The organism is Microvirga arabica (genome assembly GCF_016811235.1).
In the GTDB taxonomy this organism is placed as follows: domain Bacteria; phylum Pseudomonadota; class Alphaproteobacteria; order Rhizobiales; family Beijerinckiaceae; genus Microvirga; species Microvirga arabica.
Map to the genome: position 1 here is coordinate 1 of NZ_JAFBID010000101.1, position 18,907 is coordinate 18,907.

At 64.6% G+C, this 18,907-nt stretch carries 17 protein-coding genes; 11 read left to right on the plus strand and 6 right to left on the minus strand.

What is annotated here, in order from left to right; translation table 11 throughout:
• From JQC81_RS28805 to JQC81_RS28825, 5 genes are all read right to left on the minus strand, one after another.
• Positions 1 to 742 (minus strand): MCP four helix bundle domain-containing protein (locus JQC81_RS28805; RefSeq protein WP_203275218.1); only part of this gene is annotated, 742 nt, incomplete at its 3' end.
• 217 nt (positions 743 to 959) lie between these two features.
• A complete protein-coding gene (locus JQC81_RS28810) occupies positions 960 to 1,847 on the minus strand; it encodes a cation diffusion facilitator family transporter (RefSeq protein ID WP_203275219.1) in 888 nt (295 codons plus the stop codon).
• 135 nt (positions 1,848 to 1,982) lie between these two features.
• Positions 1,983 to 3,965, minus strand: a complete 1,983-nt coding sequence (locus tag JQC81_RS28815) for a CHASE2 domain-containing protein (protein ID WP_312887605.1) — start codon at positions 3,963 to 3,965, stop codon at positions 1,983 to 1,985.
• Between the two features lies 1 nt (position 3,966).
• Entirely contained in the window at positions 3,967 to 7,611 is a 3,645-nt protein-coding gene (locus JQC81_RS28820; RefSeq protein ID WP_203275220.1) for a FecR domain-containing protein, read from the minus strand.
• Positions 7,612 to 7,783: 172 nt separating this feature from the next.
• The gene (locus tag JQC81_RS28825) at positions 7,784 to 8,158 is read right to left on the minus strand and encodes a response regulator (protein WP_203275232.1); all 375 of its coding nucleotides are present in this window, start codon (positions 8,156 to 8,158) and stop codon (positions 7,784 to 7,786) included.
• Between the two features lie 306 nt (positions 8,159 to 8,464).
• Here JQC81_RS28825 and JQC81_RS28830 point away from each other — a divergent pair, with 306 nt between their 5' ends.
• The 3 genes from JQC81_RS28830 to JQC81_RS28840 all read left to right on the plus strand — a co-directional run bounded on the left by JQC81_RS28830 (position 8,465) and on the right by JQC81_RS28840 (position 10,704).
• Positions 8,465 to 9,355, plus strand: coding sequence for a glycine betaine ABC transporter substrate-binding protein (locus JQC81_RS28830; RefSeq protein ID WP_246520728.1), 891 nt, complete (start codon positions 8,465 to 8,467; stop codon positions 9,353 to 9,355).
• A gap of 104 nt (positions 9,356 to 9,459) precedes the next feature.
• Entirely contained in the window at positions 9,460 to 10,182 is a 723-nt protein-coding gene (locus tag JQC81_RS28835) for a glutamine amidotransferase (RefSeq protein WP_203275222.1), read from the plus strand.
• 9 nt (positions 10,183 to 10,191) lie between these two features.
• The gene (locus JQC81_RS28840; protein WP_203275223.1) at positions 10,192 to 10,704 is read left to right on the plus strand and encodes a GNAT family N-acetyltransferase; all 513 of its coding nucleotides are present in this window, start codon (positions 10,192 to 10,194) and stop codon (positions 10,702 to 10,704) included.
• Positions 10,705 to 10,719: 15 nt separating this feature from the next.
• Here JQC81_RS28840 and JQC81_RS28845 read toward each other — a convergent pair whose 3' ends face one another.
• Positions 10,720 to 12,153, minus strand: coding sequence for a helix-turn-helix domain-containing protein (locus JQC81_RS28845; protein WP_203275224.1), 1,434 nt, complete (start codon positions 12,151 to 12,153; stop codon positions 10,720 to 10,722).
• Positions 12,154 to 12,341: 188 nt separating this feature from the next.
• Here JQC81_RS28845 and aceA point away from each other — a divergent pair, with 188 nt between their 5' ends.
• The 8 genes from aceA to JQC81_RS33560 form a co-directional block, all read left to right on the plus strand.
• The gene (gene aceA / locus JQC81_RS28850) at positions 12,342 to 13,661 is read left to right on the plus strand and encodes an isocitrate lyase (RefSeq protein ID WP_203275225.1); all 1,320 of its coding nucleotides are present in this window, start codon (positions 12,342 to 12,344) and stop codon (positions 13,659 to 13,661) included.
• A 43-nt stretch (positions 13,662 to 13,704) separates the two neighbouring features.
• Positions 13,705 to 13,914 (plus strand): DUF4170 domain-containing protein, encoded by a 210-nt coding sequence (locus JQC81_RS28855; RefSeq protein ID WP_203275226.1) that lies wholly within the window; start codon positions 13,705 to 13,707, stop codon positions 13,912 to 13,914.
• 177 nt (positions 13,915 to 14,091) lie between these two features.
• The gene (gene osmF, locus JQC81_RS28860; protein WP_203275227.1) at positions 14,092 to 15,006 is read left to right on the plus strand and encodes a glycine betaine ABC transporter substrate-binding protein OsmF; all 915 of its coding nucleotides are present in this window, start codon (positions 14,092 to 14,094) and stop codon (positions 15,004 to 15,006) included.
• An 87-nt stretch (positions 15,007 to 15,093) separates the two neighbouring features.
• Positions 15,094 to 16,269 carry an ABC transporter permease gene (locus JQC81_RS28865; RefSeq protein WP_203275233.1) on the plus strand — a complete coding sequence of 392 codons (1,176 nt, stop codon included), beginning with the start codon at positions 15,094 to 15,096 and terminating at the stop codon, positions 16,267 to 16,269.
• Positions 16,256 to 17,194, plus strand: coding sequence for an ABC transporter ATP-binding protein (locus tag JQC81_RS28870; protein ID WP_203275228.1), 939 nt, complete (start codon positions 16,256 to 16,258; stop codon positions 17,192 to 17,194). Before JQC81_RS28865 ends, JQC81_RS28870 begins: the two co-directional genes overlap by 14 nt.
• Entirely contained in the window at positions 17,191 to 17,946 is a 756-nt protein-coding gene (locus JQC81_RS28875) for an ABC transporter permease (protein ID WP_203275229.1), read from the plus strand. The genes JQC81_RS28870 and JQC81_RS28875 overlap by 4 nt, the downstream gene beginning before the upstream one ends.
• Positions 17,943 to 18,509, plus strand: a complete 567-nt coding sequence (locus JQC81_RS28880) for a biliverdin-producing heme oxygenase (RefSeq protein ID WP_203275230.1) — start codon at positions 17,943 to 17,945, stop codon at positions 18,507 to 18,509. The genes JQC81_RS28875 and JQC81_RS28880 overlap by 4 nt, the downstream gene beginning before the upstream one ends.
• Positions 18,506 to 18,907: PAS domain-containing protein (locus tag JQC81_RS33560; protein ID WP_246520729.1), on the plus strand; the 402-nt coding region annotated here is incomplete at its 3' end. The genes JQC81_RS28880 and JQC81_RS33560, both read left to right, overlap by 4 nt.

Here is an 18,907-nt window from a genome sequence, read left to right on the forward strand (position 1 = left end):
CCTCGTCCTTCCGCTCCGTGCCCGTGACGCTCACGTCCAGATCGCCATCAGCCAACCGGCCCATCGCTCCCGTCATCCCGTTCAGGGGACGCGTGACACCGTAGAGCGTGATTGCCGCCAGAAGCACGATCGCCAAGGTTAGGCCGGCGCCGGAGGCGACGATCAGCTTCGTCGATGTGAGTGATGCAAGTTCAGCGGCATCGTGCTTCTCGGTCTCGAGAGCGGCGGCATTGGCGTTGGCACGCTCGTCGAGGGCTTGCGAGGCCTTCTGACGCAGGGCGCGGCCCTCGCCGCTCGAGACCTTGAAAGCTTCGTCGCTCTCGTTGAGCTGGGCATGGGCAATGGTCCGGCCCATGATGGCGAAGTAGTCTTCGACAACCTTTTTCAGCTGCTCGTTGGCTGTGCGCCGCTCGGGCGAGTCGGAGAGTGCTATGAGCGAATCCAGATCCTTCAGGGCTTCCGCTTTTGCTTCCCGGAAGGCCTGCTCATAAATGGCCATTTCCTGAAAGCGCGTCTCGATGATCAGGTTCTTTTCCTGAATCGCCGCCTCGTTGACATGGGCCTTGATGTCCAGGGCCATGCTGCGCCGGGCTGCATGCAGATCCACGATCTGCTGGGTTTCTTCGGCAAGAGTGTCCAGGCCGGTCTTGGCAAAGAAGATGAGACCAATGGTGACGGCGATCATCACGACCACGGGGATGGCCAGCTTGATGACGATGTTGAGATTGTTCAAAGCACGCATTGCAATTTCGGTGGCCTGCCCGCTTCGCCGCGGGAGGCGCGCGCCCCCACGACGCGCTTATCCAGGCTGCTCACTTGTAGCCGGCAGTACTGACACGATCCACTGCGGTTAATACGTAATGGTGTAGTAAGTCTTCGTTAATTACTTGAGTTGCTGGGGCGCGGCTAAGAAGAAGTTAATAGAAAATTTACAAGCTATTGCTTGAGAGGATCTACCCCTAGAGCACCACGATGCCGGCATGCTTGGCCTTGTTGTCGGGCTCCACATGAATCGTGATCAACGCATCCTCCACGTCGGCCTTCAGTGCCCGTTCCAGCCGGTCGCATATGTCGTGAGCCTCGGTGACGCTCATGGCGCCGGGCACCACAAGATGAAAATCGATGAAGGTCATCCGACCCGCATGGCGCGTGCGCAGATCGTGGGCCTCCAGGGCGCCTTCCGCATTGGCGGAGATGATTTCGCGCACGCGCACGAGCGTGGCTTCGGGCAAGGCCTCGTCCATGAGGCCGCCGATGCTCTCCTTCATGAGGCTCCACCCGGACCAGAGAATGTTCACGGCCACCATGGCGGCCAGGGCCGAATCGAGCCAGGTCCATCCGGTGAGCGGCACCAGCAGGAGGCCTGCAATGACCACCGCCGAGGTCACAACATCGGTGAGCAGATGGCGCCCATCGGCCACCAGCGCGGGGGAGCGCAGGCGCCGTCCATGACGGATCAGAGCCCAGGACCAAACCGCGTTGATCGCGCCGGCGACGGCATTGATGGCAAGGCCGTGCATCGGCGCGTCGATCACCTTCGGTGACAGCAGCCCGAAATAGGCCTCCCGCAGGATCGCCAGGGCCGCGACGATGATCAGCACGCCTTCGAGCACGGCGGAGAAATATTCCACCTTGTGGTGACCATAAGGGTGATTGGCATCCGCCGGCGCGGCGCTCAGGCGAACGGCCAGGAAGGCCGCCACCGCCGTCACCACGTTGATGATGCTCTCCAGCGCGTCGGAATAAAGCGCAATGCTGCCCGTGATGTAATAGGCGGCATATTTCAGGACGAAAACAACGGTTCCGACGAATATGCTGCCGATGGCAAGTTTTTGAATCTTGTCCATGGCGCGTCACTTGAAAAGCTGGCTCAGCGGGAAACGAAGCGACCTTATAGAGGGTGTTTCTTCAAGCGCAAGACTTTGTTTTTACTTGCTAATGGGTTGCAAAATCATGACGCGAGCCGGAGCGACGGGGAGACATCACTCAGGGATGGCCGCGGCCTTTCCCATCAGTTTCTTGTAGTAGTTTGACAAGGACGGAGAGAGCGTTTGGCACTGCTGGACCAGTGCCAGGGCTTCTACGCGCTTTCCTGCCCCGATGGTGTCGAGGAGCGTGGGATGCAACTCCGTCAGTTGCGCAAGCGCCGGGTTCTGTTGGCGCTGCTCGGCCGGTGCCACGATGGTGAAGATCGCCGATTTTTCGCTGCGGCCTTTCACGGCGATGCGGTCGAGTTCGATGATCACGAAATGCTCCTGCAGGGCCTTCGCCGTGGCAGGTCCCAGCACAATGGAGACGCCGTATTCCTTCGACAGGCTCTCCAGGCGCGAGGCGAGGTTCACCGTGTCGCCGAGCACGGAATAATCGTAGCGCCAGCGCGACCCCACATTGCCGACCACGCAGTCACCGGTGTTGATGCCGACACCGATGGCGAAGCGAGGGGCGTCCTCACCCATCTCCCGCTGCAGCTCCGCGTTCAGGTTCTTCACTGCCTCCAGCATGCGCATGGCGGCGCGCGCGGCCTTCAACGGATGATCCGGGCTGGGCAGGGGCGCGTTCCAGAACGCCATCACGCAATCGCCGATATATTTGTCGATGGTGCCGCCTTCCGCGAGCACTGCTTCCGAAAGAGGATCGAGCAGACGGTTGATGAGCGTGGTCAGCCGCTCCGGCTCGTCCTTCAGCTTTTCCGACAGGGTGGTGAAGCCGCGAACGTCGCAAAACAGGATGGAGAGGTTGCGGCGCTCGCCACCGAGCTTCAGGGCGCCCGGATCGCGGGCGAGCTGCGCCACGAGATCCGGCGACAGGTAGCGCGAGAACGCCTCCGACACGGTGCGGCGCAGATGCCGCTCGCGGGCATAGTCGAGGCCGAACCGCGCGCCGAACACCGCCAGCGCTGCGGCTGCGGGCAGGGCGGGGGGCGCCCAAAACCGTCCGAAGCGCAGGAGAGCCCAGGCTCCGACGATAAAGAAGGCAAGCACGAAGAAAGCGGCAAGGCCGGTCCGCCAGGTGACACCCTTTATGGACAACACAGCCGCCATGAAGGCGCCGGCGACGATAAGGAGCACCATCAGGGAGGGAGAGACGGGCAGCACGTAGAGGCCATGCCGCAGATTGTCGAGGATGTTGGCCTGCACCTCCACGCCAGGGGTAAGCGTACCCTCCGTTACCGTGTAGGGCGTGGGAAAGGCGTCGGGGGTGCCGATGTCGGCGGAGGTCGCCTGTTTCAGGCTCAGGCCCACCAGAACGATCCGATCCTTGAAATAGCCCGGTGGCAGGAAATTGGCCGGATCCAGAGCCTGGTAATAGGACGCGCGAGGATAGGTGTAAGCCGGTCCGAGATACTGGATCAGGGCTCCCTCGGGAGCGGCCGGCTTGGGCTCGCCGGCTAGGCGCAGGGCCTCGCCGGCGAAGCTGTCACGCATCTCCGGCATGCGGCGCAGATAGGCGTCGCCATCAAGGTGAACCGAAGCGAGACCTGCCGACGCGTTCGCGTCGAGGAAGAAGTCGAGCGGGTTGACCCGGGTGACCTGAACGCCCTGGTTCAGCATCGTTGTGACGTCGTCGGCTGCCAGCACGACGTCCGGGCCGAGCGCTTTCGCGAAGGCCGTGTCTGCCTCCTCCGTAGACGGATCGGCGAAAACGATGTCGAAGGCGATCACCTTCGCGCCGGCCGCACGCAGGCTCTCGACGAGCTTTGCATGGATCTCCCGCGACCAGGGCCAGCGCTGACCGATCTCGCCGATGGACGGCTCGTCGATAGCCACCAGGACGGCTCCCGGCTGCGCCGGGCTTGGCGGCGCGATCACCGAGAGGAGATCGTAGAGCCGTGCCTCGATGAGGCGGATGGGCGAAAAGAAGAAGACGAACGGGATCAGCAGCGCTGCAATGATCCCGGCCATGGTGAAGTGGCGCCAGAGCGGTTCTCCGGCGCCATGATCCCGTGTCGTCTCAGAGCCCTTCACCTCAGAACCTGGCTTTCACGCTCGCCTCGATGGTGCGCCCCGGCCCACGGATGTCGGGGGCGAGTTCAAAATCCTCGTCGAACATGTTGAGCACGCTCAGTCCGAAGAGGAGGCGGCGATCCGGGGTTTCCCAGCTCAAGGCTGCATCGGCCGTCCAGTAGTCGTCAATCTCGCGTCCCTCGATGTTGCCCGTGATGTCTCCCAGGAAGGTGCCGGCGAGGGTGAACTTGAGGCGGCTTGGATGGACGAAGGTGACGCCGGCGCGCGCGAACTTGCCGGCGATGAAGGGCACGTCGGCGCCTCTGGCCTCCTCCGAGCGCACCTCCGACGAGATCGTTCCGATGGTGCCGAATACACCGATGCCGTGGGTCAGCCAGAGGTTGGCCGTTGCGGCAAGGCGATCGACGCGCGCCTTGTCGATACCGATGTCGGTGACGGAATAAGCCACCGGAAGGTTCAGGTTCTCCGCATCCTGGCGCTGATACTCGACCGAGGTGAAGACGTGAGGAGACCATTCCGCATCCCAGCGAAGAGCCAGGGTTTCGGTCTCTCCGCCAAACCCGGTGGGAATCTCATTGGGAACAAGGCCCACCGTGGTGACAGGAGCTAAGGTGAAGGGGATTGGCTGCCTGGTATCCTGCCGGTAAGCGGCCCGGAGCCAATGGCCTTCGAAGGGAGAAATGCCAAGCCCGACGCGCGGTGAGATTGCATTGTTATCTTCACTTGCGATCTCGATGCTGCTTCGTTCGATCCCAGCCTGAGCCTCGAACCAGTCGAGCGGTCGCCAGAATACATCCGCATAGAGACGCGTAGCGGTGAAGCTTGAAGCAGTGCGCTCATTCGAATCGAAGAAGTCGTCGCAAAGTTGAGTTTGTAGATTGAATATGCACCCACGAACAATCGTACTTGAGACGGTCCGTCCCCGCTGTGCCTCAAGCCCATAGTGAAGAGTCACATCGCCGAAGCCGATCATATGCGACAGGGTGGCCGAACCACCCTCGACTCGCGTACGGGTCCAAGTATTTCCAAACGCGGCGAAGAGAGGGGTGAGCGGGTCGGTTTCAACCCCTTCCTGTCGAAGCCGATCAATCGAATTGATCCCGAAGACAGCACCCGTCAGCACGTTCCTGTCACCAAAGCTGTGGCTCCAGCCGGCACCGCCCAATACCGCCGTGCTGTTCTGGGTGGAATCGGTAAGGCTGTTCGCAGTGCGGGCCTGTGCGATGGCCGGATCGTTGTTCGCTCCGGCCCCGAACACGAGGAAGCGGTCGGCCGCCGTGGGCGCCATGCCGACGAAGAAGGCGCCGCTGTCGGCATTCTCCCGGTCGATGAGATCGCGTCCGTTCGTCTTGGTGCGGCTTGCCGTGATGTTGAAGGAGGTTGGAACCGGCTCGTTCGAGAAGCCCTGCACGGTTGCGTCCGCTCCCCAGCCGAGGCGACCGTTGTGGTGCAGCAGCGAGCCGCCCACCTCCGCGTCGACGAACGGGCGGCGGTAGAAGTCGGGCCGCCCGATGCGGCCGGAGACGGCCAGCGGGTCGAAGAAGAGGCCCTGGATGGTGAGGTTGAGCGCCGAAAGATCCAAGCCGACGCCGCTCTCGATGTTCGAGACGTCCGGCCGGCCCGTCACGAGGCTGGGGCGTTCCACCGCCGACTGATCGAAATAGCTCGACGCGTCGAAGGGATCGAACACCCGGTCGCCGTAGAAGCGGGACCATTCGTTAAGGTTCAGGAAGCGATAGGCCTGAGCCGGATAGGAGCCGCCATCCTTGTTGATGGCGATGCCGGCGAAATCGCCGCCGCGCTGGCGGTAGCGACGCAGGGTCTCACGGGCCGCGAGAACGGCCTGATCGGCCTGGTACTGATCGATGGCGATGCCGGTGCGCACGCTCGACACGGCAGGATCGTTCGGATCCAGCCGGTCCGCATTGTCGAGGGCCTGGATCGCCAGCTCGTCGTCGCCGTTCTGGTAATAGGCGGCGGCCGCCAGCAGCAGGCCCTGCGACAGACCGGGATTGGCAGCCGAGCCGGCGAGAATGGCCTCGAGACCTTTCGCCGGTTCTCCCTTCTGCATCAGATAGCGGCCTCGGGCGAGATAGGCCACATGAAAGCCGGGATCGAGGGCAAGCGCCTTGTCGATCATCGCGCCTGCTTCCTCGACCCGGTACTGGTCGAGCAGGAAAATCGCCAGATTGGCGTAGGCAACCGGGCTGAACGGATCTTCCGCAATCGCCCGGCGCATGGCGTCTTCAGCGGCAAGCGGGCGGTCCCGGTCCGACTCGAAGAGGCCGAGCGTGTTCCAGAGACCCGAGTTGCCGGGCGCGATCTCCACGGCCCGGCGCAGGGCCTCGATCGCCGCGTTGACCTCGCCGTCGATGTCGCCGCGGATGTTGCTCTCGGCGGCAATCACTTCAGGATCGTCCGGGTCGAGGGCCTTGGCCCTGGCGATGGAGGCGCGCATCTCCTCGCGCCGGTTCAAGGCATAGGCCACCGTGGCCGCCGTCATGGCGATCCGCGCATCGTTCGGAAAGCGCTTCTCGGCCGCCCTCAGGACTTCGGCCGCAGCACTCAGGTCCTGCTTGAAGGCCACCACATAGGCATGGGCCAGGGCGGCGAACGGATCGTTGCCCGGAGCCTTGGGCTCCGCATAGACCCGGTTCGGATCGGCCAGCGACTGGCTGATGTAGCGCCCATAGGAGGCCAGCACGCGCCGCTTGGGGTCGAGGCCCCGCTCGGCCCTCGCGAACAGGGCCGCGGCTTCGGACCAGCGGTGCTGCGCTCCGAGGAGGGCGGCCTCGACCATGTCCGCCCGGGCGCGCTGGGAGGCGCTCATGCGGCGGCTGCGGGCCTCAGCGAGCGCCTGCGCGGCCACGGCCCTGCCGTCATAGGACGGAGCGATTTCGGCCAGGGTCAGCCAATCGTCGACGCTGCGCGCCTGCGGAGGGATGGCTTTGATCCTGGCGCGCTCCGCTCTCAGAACCGGACCCGTCAGGGGCGTGGTCGAAAGCGACGAGAAGGTCTCGCGCAGGCTCAGGTAGAAAAGCATCTGCTCGCGGTCGTTCGAGTTGGTGATCACGAACTTCGTCGGCGCCTGGCCGATGGACGCGACGGCACCCTCGCCCTGGCGGACCGTGACGGAGCCCTGAGGATTGGTGAGCTCGACCACGCCTTCGAGCACAATGAGAGAGGTGCGTCCTCCCTCTACCGACAGCGACCAGTCGGTGCCGCGGATGGCCGCCACCGCAGCGGGCGTCTTGACGTCCACGCCCGAGCCGCCGCGGGCCGCGCGGGCCCAGATGGTGCCGCCCTGCAGGCTGAGCTGGGTGTTCCCGGTCTGACCGCCGGCCACGTCATTGACGGTCAGGGTGGAGTTGCGCCCAACACGGATCTGGGTCTGGTCGGAAAACAGGATCGCGAGATTGCCGATCTCGTTGGTCCGCAGGGTATCGCCGCCGACCACGTTCTGCTGAATGGCGGCCGAGCGCCAGAGGTCCTCGCGCACGAAGCGCATTTCCTCGCCGCCCTTGACGGCCACGATGGCGCCCGCCGTCGGCACCGGGCGCGGCACGGGAGACTGCGCCTGCGCATGGGCGAGGCTCAGCACAAGAGCGCTCGTTGCGGTCAGAAGGCGGAAAGATCGTACAGACATGAGGGACCAGCTTGATCAGGGGCTACCTGCTCTAACGTTACCCGAGCTTAGCAGCAAGAGCCTGGGATCAAAGCCGATTCACATCATGACTGGTGTGTTTTGGAGCACAGGGTAAATCATTGCGGCATATCGGCCACAGATCGGGTCGTGATTGACGCAGGAGGCGCTGAAATCAGGCCGTCTTGGTGCGGGCCATGAGAAGCTTCTGCTTCAGGTCGTGCTGGGCAAAAGGCTTTTGCAAAACCGGGCGGTCGCGGAAGGTGTCGCGGATCCCGGCGCTGCCGTAGCCCGTGGAGAACACGAAGGGAATCGAGCGCTGCGCCAGGGCTTCCGCCACCGGGTAGATGGGCTCGCCGGCCACGTTCACGTCGAGAATGGCCAGATCGACCTGCTCTCGGGACACGACCTCGAGCGCCGCGGACAGCCGGGCCGCCGGGCCGATCACCTCGCAGCCGAAATCGAGAAGCATGTCTTCCAGCAGCAGGGAAATCGCAGCCTCGTCCTCGACGACAAGGATCCGCAGGCCATTGAGATCGCCGTCGCTCATTACGCTATCGGTCACGGTTTCGCTTTCTTTCAGGCAAGGCGCTGGTAGATTGTTCTCCAGAGCATGGGACACATGCCCTGAATGTTTTGGACTTCAAGCCTTGAGACTCGGACGCTTCTATCACTTTTGCGTCTCCATGCAAAAGGGCCTGGAACCGCCCTGATCCATGATATCATTATAAGACGGGATTTTAGAGCCAGACAGCTCTATTTCCAGATCCGGCATCCCTTAACCCGATCGGCTGACGTGATAGGTAGAAGCAGAATTTTCAGGGCTTTTCGGTTTATTGCCCCGCTCGGCGCTCTCTTGGCGCTGTCGAGCACGCCGGGCGTCGCTCACGGGCATCACCCCGTCGTGGTCGCCTCCAAGGCCGATACCGAAGGCGCCCTGCTGGGCAGCATGATCGCTCTTGTGCTGGAACGCGAAGGGATCCCTGTGGAGACCCGCCTTCAGCTCGGGCCGACCCAGCAGGTGCGCCAAGCAATCCTCCAGGGGGAGATCGACGTCTATCCCGAATACACAGGCAACGGTGCGTTCTTTCATGGACTCGAAAGCGATCCGGCCTGGAAGGCCCCGGCCTCGGCCTATAATCTGGTCAAGCGTCTCGATGCGGAGCGGCACCGGCTGGCCTGGCTCGAGCGGGCTCCCGCCAACAATACATGGCTGATCGCCCTGAGGGGCGACCTCGCCCGGCGCTCCAATCTCACGACCATGGACGATCTCGCTCAAGCCGTCAGAACGTCCGTGAACCTGCGGCTGGCGGCTTCCGCCGAGTTCGTCGAGAGCCCGGCGGCGCTCGCCTCCTTCGAGAAGACCTATGGCTTCCACTTTCCCCGGGACAGGATCGCCGTCCAGCCCGGCGGCAACACCATGACCACCATGCGCATGGCGGCGCAGAGCATCGGCGGCGTGAACGCCGCCATGGTCTATGGCACCGACGGTGCCATCGCGACCCTCGACCTCGTGGTCATGAAAGACACGAGGGGCGCTCAGATCGTCTATGAGCCCGCGCCTGTCGTGCGCAATGAGGCCCTGGAGCGCTTTCCCAACATCTCGAAAGCGCTGAACGGGGTCTTCGCCTCTCTCAGCACGGCCAAGCTCCAGGCGCTCAATGCGGAGATCGTCGTCGACGAGCGCCCGGCAAGGGATGTGGCCGAGCGCTACCTGAACCAGCTTCATCGCCGCCCGGGAGGGTAGTCGCTCGTATGCCCCCTTGCATGGCACGGCGCTTGTCCTGAATAATCTGCGGATGTTTTCGCGTCTCTCCGTCCATCCTCCCACGTCGGCCTGGAATCGCAACCATGCCTAGGCGGCGATTCAAGGAGCCGATCCTCGTCGTCCTGCATCAGGAACATTCGACTCCCGGCCGAGTCGGACGCCTGCTCCTGGAGCGCGGATATCCCCTCGACATCCGCCGACCCCGCTTCGGCGATCCGCTGCCGGAGACCCTCGCCGGGCATGCCGGCGCCGTGGTGTTCGGCGGGCCCATGAGCGCCAACGATCCGGACGAGTTCATCAAGCAGGAGATCGATTGGATCGCGGTGCCGCTCAAGGAGAACAAGCCGTATCTCGGCCTCTGCCTCGGCGCGCAGATGATGGCCAAGCACCTGGGCGCCAGCGTCTGGGCGCATCCCGAGGGCCGGGCCGAAATCGGCTATTACCCGCTCGTGCCTACGAAGGCTGGCGAGGCCCTGAGCACGGACTGGGGCGTGCCCTGGCCGAGCCATGTCTATCACTGGCACCGGGAGGGGTTCGACTGCCCCTCCGGCGCCGAGACGCTTGCCACCGGCGACGACTTCCCCACCCAGGCGATCCGCGTGGGTGAGAAAGCCTTCGGGCTCCAGTTCCACCCGGAGGTCACGCACGCCATGCTCTGCCGCTGGACGGTGGTGGCCGAGGAGCGTCTGTGCATGCCGGGCGCCCAGGACCGGATCCGGCAGCTTGAAGGCCGCTACCAGCACGACCCGCATGTCTCGCGCTGGCTCGACCGGTTCCTGGACCACTGGCTCGATGGGACGCAATAAGGGCCACCGATGAAGCCTCCCGTTCTGGTCAGCGAACGCCTGTGTTTTCACCCCTGGGAAGCCGAGGACTTTCCGCTCTTCGCATCCCTTCACGGCGATCCCGAGGTGCAGCATTTCCTGCAAATGGGCGATCCGCCCTGGGACGAGACGTATCTTCGGGCCAAGTTCGAGGGCTTCCGGGCCGATTACGCGGCCCATGGCTGGACCAAGTTCAAGGTCACCGACCGGCAAGGAACGTTCCTTGGCCGCGCCGGCTTCGGATGGTTTCCGGACACCAATGAACTCGAACTCGGCTACAGCTTCAAACGCGCTCTCTGGGGTCAGGGCTATGCCACCGAGGCTGCTCGGGCGCTGCTGGACTGGATCTACAAGGCCAAGCCCCTCGACCATGTCATCGGATTTGCCGTGGCCGAGCATGCCGCCTCCCGCCGCGTGCTCGAAAAGGCTGGGATGTCGTTCACCGGCATCAGGGATGTCGATGGAGTCCCCAACGCCTTCTATCGTCACGACCGCGCGGTCTGAGGCGGTTCGGTTGTTTCACGTCGCGTCGAACTCGAATGGCGACACGCCGCGCTTCATCTCGTCGACGATCAGCGCATGCATCAGCGGCGGAGCGGCGCGCTGGGGGCAGGCGGCGCGCTCGCACAGGCGGCAGTTGATGCCGATGGGCGTGGCCTCAGCGGACAACAGGTCGAGGCCGCGGGCATAAACGAGGCGATGGGCGTATTTCAGCTCGCAGCCGAGGCCCACCACGAAGCGTGGATCGGGAGCGCCCCAGGGGTTGAAGGCGCGCTTGACGGTTCGCGCCACCGAGAACCATCGCGAGCCGTCCGGCAGCTCGATCACTTGCGTCGCCACCTGACCCGGCGTGCGGAAGGTGGAGTGCAGGTTCCAGAGCGGGCAGGTGCCGCCGAACTGCGAGAATGGGAAGCGGCCGGACGAGAAGCGCTTCGACACGTTGCCGGCGGAATCCACCCGCACCAGGAAGAAGGGAATGCCCCGCGCGCCGGCGCGAGCCAGGGTCGTGAGCCGGTGCGCCACCTGCTCGAAGCTCGCGCCGAAGCGGGCGCCCAGCACCTCCACGTCGTAGCCCAAAGCTTCCGCCGCCGCGTGGAATTTCGCATAGGGCATCATCAGGGCGCCGGCGAAATAATTGCCGAACGAAACCCGCAGCAGGCGCCGCGCCGGGCCGTCGACCGGTTCCAGGCGCGCGGCCAAAGCGTCGATGGTCTCGCGCATCTCGGCGAAGGCCAATTGATAGGCAGCCTGGAAGGTCCTGCCGGAAGGATCTACCAGTTCCGAAATCAGGAGCTGGCGCCGGTGATGGTCGTAGCGGCGCAGGCTGTCCGGCATCACGTCGATGGGCATCACCCGCACCCGGATGCCGTGCCGGGCGTGCAGGCGCTCGCAGATGGCGAAGAACAGGTCGTGCCCGCTCGAGGCGAGGTCCGACGCGAGGGCTTCGGCGGCCTCGTCCAGTTCCGGAAAATGGTTTTTGGCTTCGTGGATCAGCTCCCTCACCCGGTCGACCGGATCGACCTGGGCCGCATCCTCGGCACGATCGCGGTCGCTGAGGTTGGGCATGACCGCCTCCCGGGCCCCGCGCAGGGCCTGATAGGCGCGGTAAAGGCGGTTGATGGCGTCGACCAGGGAGGGGGCGCTCTCCACGGTCTCGCGTAGCTCGAGCCGCGCCACCGGGGTCGCGCGGAACAGCGGATCGGCAAACACCTCCTCCAGCTCCGACACGGTGCGCCCGTGATCGTCGTTGGCGAATTCGCGCGGGTCGAGCTGATAGGCATGGGCGAGGCGGATGAGCACCTGGGCGGTGATGGGGCGCTGGTTGCGCTCCATCAGGTTCAGGTAGCTCGGCGACAGCCCGAGCTCCTCGGCCATGCGGGACTGGCTCAGGTTGAGGTCGCGCCGCAGTCGCTTCAGGCGGGGGCCGACGAAAAGCTTTCTGCTCTCATCCATATTGTAAATCTTTTTACAACTTTACACGAGGTGACCTGTCATAGCTTTACAGGGCTACTTTTCTTCGCAAATCCATCGTTGAAACAAATGCTTCTTCAAGGATTATTAGATGAACGAGCCCTGCTGCATTGCATCAATTCTGGCCTGTAGGCGGGTTTTGTCAAGGAATGTAAACTGAAGGATTAGCGATGACCTCCCAGACGTCCCCGGCTTCGACCAACGACCTGATCCCTTCCGCCCCGAAGGGCCGCTTCGATGGCATCCGCCGCCCCTATTCGGCCGAGGACGTTCAGCGGCTGCGCGGTTCGGTGCAGGTCGCCCACACCCTTGCCGAGCGCGGCGCGCAGAAGCTGTGGCAGCTGCTCCACGAGCGTCCCTATGTTCATTCGCTCGGCGCTATGACGGGCAACCAGGCCATGCAGATGGCCCGGGCCGGGCTGGAGGCGATCTACCTCTCCGGCTGGCAGGTGGCCGCCGACTCGAACGTGGCCGGCGCCATGTATCCCGACCAGTCGCTCTACCCGGTCAATTCCGGCCCCGAGCTGTGTCGCCGCATCAACCGCACCTTCCAGCGCGCCGACCAGATCGAGCATGCCGAGGGCGGTGCGCAGCGGGACTGGTTCCTGCCCATCGTGGCCGATGCGGAGGCTGGCTTCGGCGGCCCGCTCAACACCTTCGAGATCATGAAGGCCTATATCGAGGCCGGCGCCGCGGGCGTGCATTTCGAGGACCAGCTTGCGTCCGAGAAGAAGTGCGGCCATCTCGGCGGCAAGGTGCTCATTCCCACTTCCGCCCATGAGCGTAACCTCATCGCCGCGCGGCTCGCCGCCGACGTGATGGGCACCTCGACCCTGATCATGGCCCGCACGGATGCGGAATCCGCCAAGCTCATCACCTCCGACGTGGACGAGCGCGACCGCCCGTTCATCGAGCCCGACAGCCGCACGCCGGAAGGCTTCTATCGCCTCAAGGACGGCACGGGACTCGACCATTGCATCGCCCGTGGCCTCGCTTACGCGGAATTCGCCGACCTTCTGTGGTGGGAGACCTCGCACCCGGATCTCGACGATGCCCGCAAGTTCGCGGAAGCCGTCCACAAGCGCTATCCGGGCAAGCTCCTGGCCTATAACTGCTCGCCGTCCTTCAACTGGAAGAAGAAGCTGGACGATGCCACCATCGCCAAGTTCCAGCGCGAGCTCGGCGCCATGGGCTACAAGTTCCAGTTCGTGACGCTGGCCGGCTTCCACCAGCTCAACTACGGCATGTTCGACCTGGCGAGCGGCTACCGCGACCGCGGCATGGGGGCCTATTCCGAGCTCCAGGCGGCCGAGTTCGCCGCAGAGACGAGCGGCTACACCGCCACCCGCCACCAGCGCGAGGTCGGCACCGGCTACTTCGACCAGGTCTCGGTGGTAATCACGGGCGGCAAGTCCTCCACCACCGCCATGGCCGAGTCGACCGAGACCGCACAGTTCCAGTCGGCCGCCAAGCTCCAGGCGGCCGAATAATCCTCGACGAATCTCGAACCCTTTTCATCAACGGAGATCGACAATGAGCAATTCACGTTTCTGGGTGGTCGGCGGCGAGTACACCTCCTGCGACTGCGAAAAAATCGTCCAGGGCACCGAGCGGGTCATCGGGCCCTTCGAGAGCCGCACGGAAGCCGAGCGCACCTGGCGCACCCTGTCGGAGGATCACCGGCCGCAGGCCCAGGTTCGCTTCACCATCGCCCAGGAGCCTCCGTCGACCCTGAGCGCCTAAAAGAGGCCCTTGAGGCGCTCACGGTCGCCCCGCCGGAGGACGAAGGTTCCTCCGGCGGGATCTTTTGGCATCACACGAAGTTTTTATCCTCCGGCCCAACTCTTCTTGAGCCCCCCTCTGCCTAAATCGCCGGGCTGTCCTAAAAACAGCCGGGCAAGGATTCATCAGGGGGTTCACATGAAGACCGTCCTCAAGTCGCTCGCCTTCGCCACCGCCCTCGGGCTAGCCGCGATGGGTACTGCCAGGGCCGATGTGGTCGTCTCGTCCAAGATCGACACCGAAGGCTCCGTTCTCGGCAATATCATCCTGCTTGCCCTCGATGCCAATGGCATCAAGACCCAGGACCGGATCCAGCTCGGCGCGACCCCGGTGGTGCGCAAGGCCCTCACGGCCGGCGAGATCGACATCTACCCCGAATATACCGGCAATGCGGGCTTCTTCTTCAACAAGGCCGACGACCCCGTGTGGAAGGACGCCGCCAAGGGCTTCGAGACCGCCAAGAAGCTCGATTACGACGCCAACAAGGTCGTCTGGCTCGATCCGGCGCCGGCCAACAACACCTGGGCGATTGCCTTGCGCAAGGAGGTCGCCGACGCCAACAAGCTCAAGACCATGTCCGATTTCGGCCAATGGATCGCCAAGGGCGGCAAGGTGGTGCTCGCAGCCTCCGCCGAATTCGTGAACTCGGAAGCCGCCCTGCCGGCCTTCCAGAAGACCTACGATTTCCGCATGAAGCCCGAGCAGCTCATCGTGCTGTCCGGCGGCGACACGGCGGCCACCATCAAGGCGGCGGCCGAGCAGACCAACGGGGCCAACGCCGCCATGGTCTACGGTACCGACGGGGGCATCGCTCCTTCGGGTCTCGTGGTGCTGGCGGACGACAAGAACGTCCAGCCCGTCTATGCGCCGGCTCCCATCGTGCGCGAGGCGGCCCTGAAGGAGAACCCGAAGATTGCCGAGATCCTGAAGCCTGTCTTCGCCTCCCTGGATCTCGCAACCCTCCAGGGGCTGAACGCCCGTGTGCAGGTCGGCGGCGAGCCGGCGAAAACGGTGGCGATGGATTACCTGAAGTCCAAGGGCTTCCTGAAGTGATCTGACGGCTGGATTCGAAGGACAGACTGCACGACGAAGGCCGGACGCTTTGTGAATACGATTTCCTCCCGAACCACCGCGCCCGGCATGCACACCCTGCGCCCCCATCTGCACCTGGATCGGCTCGGGAGCGTGATCGCCGGGCTCATGGGCCTTGCGCTGTTCGCAAGCCCCTTCGTCACCTACCGGGCCAACCGCATCGTGTCGGGCGAAGGGCGCATGCTGTTCGATGCTTTGCCGCCGGCAGGCGCTCTCATCACCATCGCGGTGGTGCTCGGTGTCGCGCTCTGCGCGGTGCTGGCGCACAGGCCCCTCGTCCGTCTGGCGGCGGCCTCCCTGGGATTGTGCGTGATCTTTCCCGCCGTCGGCTTTTCCGCCGGCTTCGTCACGCCGGCGGGCAACGGCTTCGCCCGCGTGTCGCCCGCCATCGGCTTCTGGCTTCTCGCCCTGGCCTTCGCGCTGCTTGCCGCCGACGCGCTGACGCGCCTGCGTTTGGGGCCTTGGGGAAGGCTCGTGGCCTTGAGCATCGCCGCAGGCGCGCTGACGCTTCTGCTTCTGTCGGGAGCCTGGGGCGATCTCTCCCTGATGAAGGAATATGCGAACCGGGCCGATAGCTTCTGGCGCGAGGCGCGCCAGCATCTGTGGCTCGCCTTCGGTTCCATGCTGGCCGCCTGTCTCGTGGGATTGCCCCTGGGCCTTGCAAGCCATCGCGTTCCCGCCTTGCGGGCGGCGCTCCTGCAGGGGCTCAGCATCGTGCAGACGATCCCGAGCATCGCGCTCTTCGGCATCCTGATCGCGCCGCTGGGTTTTCTCGCCGCGAACGTGCCGCTCGCCGCGGCGCTCGGCATCCGCGGCATCGGCGCGGCGCCCGCGTTCATTGCGCTGTTCCTGTATTCCCTGCTGCCGGTGGTGGCCAACACGATGGCAGGCCTGTGTCAGGTGCCGGCCGACGTGATCGAGGCTGCGCGAGGCATGGGGATGTCGCGACGCCAGCGCCTCGTGCAGATCGAGCTGCCGCTGGCGCTTCCCGTGATCCTGGCGGGCATCCGCATCGTGCTGGTCCAGAACCTGGGGCTGGCCACCATCGCGGCGCTGATCGGGGGAGGGGGCTTCGGCACCTTCGTGTTCCAGGGCATCGGCCAGACCGCGATCGATCTCGTGCTGCTCGGGGCGATTCCGACGGTGGCCCTGTCCTTTGCCGCGGCCATCATCCTCGATGCGGTGATCGACCTGACACGACGGGGCGCTCATGATCGAGATTGAGCATCTCAGCAAGCGCTTTGGCGAGAGCATCGTCGTCGATGATGTGTCCTTCACGGTCGGGGAGGGCGAGATCGCGGTTGTGGTCGGCACTTCGGGGGCCGGCAAATCGACCCTGCTGCGCATGATCAACCGGCTCGTCGTGCCCGATGCGGGCCGCGTTCTCATCGACGGGCAGGACACGGCCACCATCCCGGAGGACGAGCTGCGGCATCGCATCGGCTACGTCATCCAGGGCTATGGCTTGTTCCCGCATCGAACGGTCGCCGAGAACATCGCTACGGTGCCGCGCCTTCTCGGCTGGGACAGGCGGCGGATCGCCGCTCGGGTCGAGGAACTGCTCGATCTATTCCAGCTCGATCCGGGGGAGTTCGCACAGAAATTTCCGCATCAATTGTCCGGCGGTCAGCAGCAGCGCGTCGGCGTTGCTCGCGCGCTCGCCGCGAAGCCCGCGCTTCTCCTGATGGACGAGCCTTTCGGGGCCCTTGACCCGGTCATTCGCGGCAAGGCGCAGGACGATCTCCTGGCGATCCAGCGGCGGCTCGGCACCACCATCGTGCTCGTCACGCATGACATGAACGAAGCCTTCCATCTGGGTAGCCGCATCGCCGTCATGGATCAGGCGCGGCTCGTGCAATATGCAAAGCCGGCGGATCTGCTGACCCATCCGGCGGAAGCCTTCGTCGAGCAGCTTGTCGGAACAGCGGAGCGGCCCTTCCGTCTGCTGTCGCTGGCGAGCGTGCAGGATGCGATGGAGCCCGGATCCGCCGAGGGTGACCCGATCACCGTTTCGGCGACCTTGCGCGAGGCGCTCGCGCAGCTGATCTGGCGCGGCAGGTCCGCTCTTCCGGTGGCCGATGCCGCGGGGGCTCCCATCGGGCGCATCAGCGTGGACGGCATCCTCAAGCACGGGCGGTCTCTCGCATGAGCGCCCGTGCCGTCATCCTGCGCGTTGCGGCGCTGCTTCTGCTCGTCGCCTTCGTGACGGCGCCGCAGCTCTTCGCCTTTGCGTTCGCGCCGCTGACCGCAAACGACGCGCCGGCGATCTACAACCAGGGCAGCCTGCTGGCCCTCACCCTGTCGCATGTGCGGATCGTCGTCCTGGCGACGCTTGCCAGCACCGTCCTGGCAGTGACGCTCGGCATCTTCGTCACCCGGCCTGGAGGCCGTGAGTTCCTGCCGCTCTCGCGCAGCCTCGTGAATATCGGCCAGACCTTTCCGCCCATCGCCGTGCTGGCCATCGCCGTGCCGCTTGTGGGTTTCGGGGAAAAGCCCACCTTCATCGCGCTGTTTCTCTATGGGCTCCTGCCGATCTTCGAGAACACGCTCGCCGGCCTGACCGACGTGTCTCCCCGCACGCTCGAGGCCGCCAGGGGCATGGGCATGAATGCGCGCCAGCGCCTGTGGCAGGTGGAACTGCCGCTCGCCCTGCCGGTGATCCTTGCCGGCATTCGCCTGTCGGTCATCATCAGCCTCGGCACGGCCACCATCGGCTCGACCGTGGCGGCCAAGGGACTGGGGGAGGTGATCATCGCCGGGCTTCAATCCAACAATGTCGCGTTCATCCTGCAGGGTGGATTGGTGGTTGCCTTGCTGGCTGTTTTGATCCACGACGGGCTCGGATTGGCCGAGCGCGCGACTGCCAGGCGGCTGGGCCGACCCGTGGACGAGATTGCATGACGATTCTGGCACGATTGAAAACGGAAACCCGGGCGGCGCACGACAGGATCGAGGCAGCGATGGACCTCGACCGCCGGATCGCCTCGCGCGAAGCCTACCGGGACCTGCTGATCCGCTTCTACGGGTTCCACAAGGCCTGGGAAGAGGAAGCCGCCGGCCAGGCGCCCGACCGAGAGTTCTTCGAGCGCCGGCGCAAGACGCAGCTTCTGGTTCAGGATCTTGGGGCCCTAGGACTAAAATCGGAAGACATCATCCGTTTGCCACAATGCCGGCCTCTGATGCCGCTCCCAGGCACGGAAGCGGTGCTTGGGAGCATGTATGTGGTCGAGGGTTCCACGCTCGGCGGCGCCATCATTGCGCGCGACGTGGAGAACCGACTTGGGCTCAACGCGGAGACGGGCTGCGCCTATTTCCGCAGCTATGGACGTGATATTTCTGCCATGTGGAAGTCGTTCGGCGCAGTGCTTCTGGAAGCATCTTCGCCCGAGGCCGACGATCTGATCGTCGCGTCCGCACAGAACACCTTCGCCGTGATGCATGATTGGCTGTGCGAGACCCCATGACCCTGCAGACGCCGCAAAACATCGACCCAAAGGACATCGACCTGACCGCCTGCGACCGGGAGCCGATCCACATCCCGGGCAGCATCCAGCCGTACGGCATCCTTCTGGCGCTCCGGCTCTCTGACCGGACGCTCGCCTATGCCAGCGCCAACGTGGCCGACATCTTCGGGCTCGATCCGACCGGGATCCTGGGCCGGCCCTTCGCCGAGGTCCTGCCGGTTCTGGCCCAGGAATTCGAGGCGCCGCTCGCTGATCCGCCACAGGCCGGAACCACGCGCACCCTGCGCACGATCGGGCTTGCCACCACAACGGGCGAGCGGCCCTACGAGGCTGCGGTCTCCCGCTCGGGCGACCATGCCGTCCTGGAGCTTGAGGAATCGCCCTCGGATTCCGTCTCG

What these genes read in the sequence shown, in the direction of transcription:
- aceA (WP_203275225.1), top strand. Translation starts at nt 12,342, where the DNA reads ATGACCTCCCAGACGTCCCCGGCTTCGACCAACGACCTGATCCCTTCC.
- JQC81_RS28810 (WP_203275219.1), bottom strand. Translation starts at nt 1,847, where the DNA reads ATGGACAAGATTCAAAAACTTGCCATCGGCAGCATATTCGTCGGAACC.
- JQC81_RS28880 (WP_203275230.1), top strand. Translation starts at nt 17,943, where the DNA reads ATGACGATTCTGGCACGATTGAAAACGGAAACCCGGGCGGCGCACGAC.
- JQC81_RS28820 (WP_203275220.1), bottom strand. Translation starts at nt 7,611, where the DNA reads ATGTCTGTACGATCTTTCCGCCTTCTGACCGCAACGAGCGCTCTTGTG.
- JQC81_RS28875 (WP_203275229.1), top strand. Translation starts at nt 17,191, where the DNA reads ATGAGCGCCCGTGCCGTCATCCTGCGCGTTGCGGCGCTGCTTCTGCTC.
- JQC81_RS28870 (WP_203275228.1), top strand. Translation starts at nt 16,256, where the DNA reads ATGATCGAGATTGAGCATCTCAGCAAGCGCTTTGGCGAGAGCATCGTC.
- JQC81_RS28845 (WP_203275224.1), bottom strand. Translation starts at nt 12,153, where the DNA reads ATGGATGAGAGCAGAAAGCTTTTCGTCGGCCCCCGCCTGAAGCGACTG.
- osmF (WP_203275227.1), top strand. Translation starts at nt 14,092, where the DNA reads ATGAAGACCGTCCTCAAGTCGCTCGCCTTCGCCACCGCCCTCGGGCTA.
- JQC81_RS28865 (WP_203275233.1), top strand. Translation starts at nt 15,094, where the DNA reads ATGCACACCCTGCGCCCCCATCTGCACCTGGATCGGCTCGGGAGCGTG.
- JQC81_RS28855 (WP_203275226.1), top strand. Translation starts at nt 13,705, where the DNA reads ATGAGCAATTCACGTTTCTGGGTGGTCGGCGGCGAGTACACCTCCTGC.
- JQC81_RS28825 (WP_203275232.1), bottom strand. Translation starts at nt 8,158, where the DNA reads ATGAGCGACGGCGATCTCAATGGCCTGCGGATCCTTGTCGTCGAGGAC.
- JQC81_RS28835 (WP_203275222.1), top strand. Translation starts at nt 9,460, where the DNA reads ATGCCTAGGCGGCGATTCAAGGAGCCGATCCTCGTCGTCCTGCATCAG.
- JQC81_RS28840 (WP_203275223.1), top strand. Translation starts at nt 10,192, where the DNA reads ATGAAGCCTCCCGTTCTGGTCAGCGAACGCCTGTGTTTTCACCCCTGG.